This is a genomic window from Streptomyces niphimycinicus, assembly GCF_018883605.1.
GTDB lineage: Bacteria > Actinomycetota > Actinomycetes > Streptomycetales > Streptomycetaceae > Streptomyces > Streptomyces niphimycinicus.
In genome coordinates this window covers 1-4,256 of record NZ_JAHLEM010001031.1, presented here as the reverse complement: position 1 = coordinate 4,256, position 4,256 = coordinate 1, and the positions used below count along the sequence as shown (strand labels likewise).

Below are 4,256 nucleotides of genomic sequence, written 5' to 3'. Positions count from 1 at the left end.
GCGGTGACGGGCTCGACGGCGGGCTCGGTGGCGAGCGGCGCCGTCCTGGTGTGCTCGCTCACCGCCGCCCGGAACCGGCACCGGCTGCCGGCGCTCGCCGTGTGCGCGCTGATCGCGGCGGTCGCGGTCGGCGGCACCTGGGCGGTGGCCAAGAGCGCGGTCCCCGGCGGCCTCCCGCCCGCCCTGCGCGCCCATCTCACCGAGCACCGGATCCGGCTGTGGCAGGACGCGGCCCGTATCGAGGAGACGGACCCGCTGCGCGGTGCGGGCCCGGACCGCTTCGGCGAGTTGAGCGCCGTTGCGGCCCAGCCGCAGGGCCCGGAGGCCAAGCCCCATTCGGCGCCGCTCCAGCAGGCGGCCGGTCAGGGGCTGCCGGGGGTGGTTCTGCTGGGCGCGGCCTTCGGCTGGATGCTCCACGCCCTGTGGCGCTCTCCGCGCCCGACTCCGGTGGTCCTTACGGCGGCCGCGACCCTCACGGCCCTGGCCGTCGTGTCCTGCCTGGGCAACGCCCTGAGCTTCTCCCAGATCACCGCGGGAGCGGGCCTCCTCGCCGGACTGGCGACCGCCCGCCTGAACGACGACCCGGGAGCGGTGCCATGAGACCCGGCACGGCGGGAGAGAACGCGCCCTCACACGCGTCCGGCCAAAGGGAACGCGGGCCCCTGATGGCCGCGAGGGACGGCGTGTCCCCCGAAAGACATCCCCGTCCCCCGAAAGAGGGGGTCGGGGGGTCTAGACCTGGGAGGTGCGCGCCGCGATCAGCCGCAGCCGGTCGCGGATGACCCTGACCGCCGCCTCCGCGTCGTCCACCGTGACCGTGAAGACGCGCCCGTCCCCGAGGCGGACCACCACGCCCTCGCCTCGGCGCACCACCACCGCCGTGCCCTTGTCGGGGCGCCAGCGGTAGCCCCAGCCGCCCCACTGGCAGGGGGTGACCTTACGGGCCACATCGGCATGGACCACATCGCTGAGTGGGATGCGGCGGCGCGGGAGCCCCATATGGCCGCAGCGGATCTCCAGCACCTCGTCGTCGACCCGCACCGCCACATGGACGAAGGCGAGGGTGCCGAAGAGCATCAGCAGCCCGGCGGTGACACAGCCGATGACGGACATCAGCAGCGGGGCGAGGCCCGAGCCCCATGGTGAGTCCACGGCGAGGTCGACACCGAGCGCCAGGCACGCGGCACCCGCCACGGCCAGCACCCACTGCACGCGGTTGTGGGCTCGTCCGGTCCAGACCGCGGGCGGCTGCCCGGGGGCGCTCGGCGTTCCGTGGTCGTGGTGCCTCATGGTTGGCAGCGTACTCAGGTTCCGGCCACCCGGCAGCGGGGAGAGCGATTCCGCTGGTGGAGAGCGTTGCGGTCAGCTCACCGCACAAGGCGCCGCTGTCAACCGCGCGCCGGGGCGACGGGTGCCAGCAGCACTCCTTCGGCGTAGGTCAGGGCGACCTCCGGCAAGGGGGCCTCGCGCCCGCCGAGGATGACGGTCAGCCCGCCGGGGGCGACCGCGCCGTCCGGCGGGAAGGGGTCGGCGCCGATCCGGCGCAGGGCCTGGGCGGCGACGGCCCCGGCCGAGCCATGGAGGGCGATCGGCGGCGCGTCCGGCTGCTGTACGGCGGCCCGGATGCGGTCGGCGACCAGTTCGTAATGGGTGCAGCCCAGGACGACGGTCGTTACCTCGCGCGGGGTGCGGGCCGCCGCGGCGGCCACCGCGGCGTCGATCCCCTCGGTGTCGGCGTGCTGCACCGCGTCCGCGAGCCCCGGGCACGGCACCTCGGTCACCTCGACGCCGTCCGCGAAGTCGCGGATCAGTCCGCGCTGGTACGGGCTGCCGGTGGTGGCCGGGGTGGCCCAGATGGCGATCGGGCCGCCCCCGGCCGCCGCGGGCTTGATGGCGGGCACGGTCCCGACGACCGGCAGCACGGGCTCCAGCTCGGCGCGCAGCGCGGGCAGGGCGTGGACGGAGGCGGTGTTGCAGGCGACGATCAGCGCGTCGGGGCGGTGCGCGGCGGCGGCCCGGGCGCAGCCCAGGGCGAGCTCGGTGACGCCCTCTGGAGTGCGCGGTCCCCATGGCATGGTGGCGGGGTCGGAGGAGAGAAGGAGATCGGCGTCCGGCCGCAGTCGGCGCATCGCGGCGGCGGCGGGCAAGAGCCCGATTCCGGAGTCCATAAGCGCGATCTTCACCCGGTCACCTTAATGGATCGGTCCGGTGCGCCCGACGGCCGGGCACACCTTCGGGCAGACTTCGGCGGGTGAGCGCGCTGATGTGGATCGCCGCCGGGTCGCTGGCCGCATGGCTGTGGCTGCTGCTGGGCCAGGGCTTCTTCTGGCGTACGGACGTCCGGCTGCCCCGGAGGGGCCCGGACGGCTCCGGGCCGCCGGAGCCCGCGGGATGGCCCTCGGTGGCCGTCGTGGTGCCCGCCCGGGACGAGTCCGCCGTGCTTCCGGCCAGCCTGCCCTCGCTGCTCGCCCAGGACTATCCGGGGCCGGCGGAGATCTTCCTGATCGACGACGGCAGTTCGGACGGCACCGGAAAGCTCGCCCGCGAACTGGCCGAGGAGTACGGCGGGCTGCCGCTGACCGTCGACTCCCCCGGCGAACCCGGCCCCGGCTGGACCGGCAAGCTGTGGGCGGTGCGGCACGGCATGGCGCTCGCGACGACCCGTATCGCCGCGGACCGTAAGGACGACGGCAACCATGAGGACGACGGCGGCCGTGCGGACGAGGCCGACCGTAAGGATGACGGCGGGGTCGACTACCTGCTGCTGACGGACGCGGATATCGCACATGAACCGGACTCCCTGCGGGAGTTGGTGCGCGCGGCCGAGGCGAACGGACTGGACCTCGTCTCCCAGATGGCGCGGCTGCGGGTGGCGACCTGCTGGGAGCGGCTGATCGTGCCCGCCTTCGTCTACTTCTTCGCCCAGCTCTACCCCTTTCGGTGGGTCAACCGGCCCCGGGGGCGCACCGCGGCGGCCGCGGGCGGCTGTGTGCTGCTGCGCCGGGAGGCCGCCGAGCGGGCCGGGATCCCGGAGACGATCCGGCAGTCGGTCATCGACGACGTGGCGCTGGCCCGCGCGGTGAAACGGTCCGGCGGGCGGATCTGGCTGGGGCTGGCCGACCGGGTCGACAGCGTGCGGCCGTATCCGCGGCTGGGCGAGCTGTGGCGGATGGTCTCGCGCAGCGCGTACACCCAACTCCGCGACCAGCCGCTGCTGTTGCTGATGACGGTCGCGGGGCTGGCGGTGGTGTATCTCGTGCCGCCCGCGGCCGTGGGCGCCGGGGTGCTGACGGAGCGTCCCGCGCTACTGGCGCTGGGCGCCGCCGCCTGGGCCCTGATGGCGGGCAGCTACATCCCGATGCTGCGCTACTACCGGCAGACCCTGTGGCTGGCGCCGCTGCTGCCCCTGACGGCCCTTCTCTACCTCCTGATGACCGTGGACTCGGCGGTGCGGCACCACCTCGGACAGGGCGCGGCCTGGAAGGGGCGCACCTACGCCCACCCCAGCGCCGCGCCCTGACGGCCGCGCCCCGTGCACCGGGTCTTCACTTGCGGCCGGGTGTCCAGTTCATGCCCCAGCCGTAGGCGTGGTCGAGGGTGCGCTGCGGGCTGACGCCACGCTGCGGCACCAGATAACGGGCCTCGCGCTGTACGACGAGATCGCCGCCGGTGTTGGTGATGAGCGCGAGGGCGCAGACCGGGGACGGAACGGTGCACTCGTCGAGCGAGAAGTCGATCGGGGCGCCGAACTGCGGCTGGAGGGTGACCGTGGCGTGGAGGTTGGCGAAACTGCGGGCGCCCTCGTAGATGGTCACGAAGACCAGGATCCGGCGGAACGACCCCAGGTGGTCGAGGTTGATGGTGAGGTTCTCACCGGCCGCCCGGGCGCCGGTCCGGTCGTCGGCGTCCAGGTGGATGAAGGGCGGCTGGTGCAGCGAGCCGAACGAGTTGCCGAGTGCCTGGACCACGCCCTTGCTGCCGTCGGAGAGTTCGAACAGCGCACCAAGGTCGAGATCGAGCTCGTTGTGCATGGCCATGGCCTTGCCCAGTTTGGAGGCCCACCCCGAGAACTGCTTGTGCACCTGCCAGTTGAGGTTGACCCGCATGGTGCCGGAGGTGCCGCCCTGCTTGGTGAGCGAGACCGCGGGCGCCTCCTTTGTCAGGGTGACCTTGCTGAGGCTCACCGGCGCCGTGGCGGGCGCGGGGGCCGGGGCGGCCGGTGCGGTGGGCGGGGGCGGCGGAAGGGGCGTGGAGGG

General features: G+C 73.9%; 5 protein-coding genes. 2 read left to right on the top strand and 3 right to left on the bottom strand.

Annotated elements, in window-relative coordinates; all coding sequences use genetic code 11:
- Positions 1-600, top strand: a 600-nt coding sequence (locus KN815_RS47195) for an O-antigen ligase family protein (RefSeq protein ID WP_372458652.1), incomplete at its 5' end; no start/stop codon positions are given.
- 132 nt (positions 601-732) lie between these two features.
- Here KN815_RS47195 and KN815_RS47190 read toward each other — a convergent pair.
- Entirely contained in the window at positions 733-1,290 is a 558-nt protein-coding gene (locus tag KN815_RS47190) for a hypothetical protein (RefSeq protein WP_216347924.1), read from the bottom strand.
- 98 nt (positions 1,291-1,388) lie between these two features.
- Complete coding sequence (locus KN815_RS47185; protein ID WP_253209694.1) at positions 1,389-2,168, bottom strand: glutamate racemase; 780 nt, start codon at positions 2,166-2,168, stop codon at positions 1,389-1,391.
- Positions 2,169-2,263: 95 nt separating this feature from the next.
- Between KN815_RS47185 and KN815_RS47180 the strand changes: the two genes are divergently transcribed.
- On the top strand, positions 2,264-3,520 hold the full coding sequence (locus KN815_RS47180; RefSeq protein ID WP_372458653.1) for a glycosyltransferase: 1,257 nt from the start codon (positions 2,264-2,266) through the stop codon (positions 3,518-3,520).
- A gap of 25 nt (positions 3,521-3,545) precedes the next feature.
- On the opposite strand, the gene KN815_RS47175 is transcribed toward KN815_RS47180, so the two are convergent.
- On the bottom strand, positions 3,546-4,256 hold a 711-nt coding region (locus KN815_RS47175), incomplete at its 5' end, for a TerD family protein (protein ID WP_443732351.1).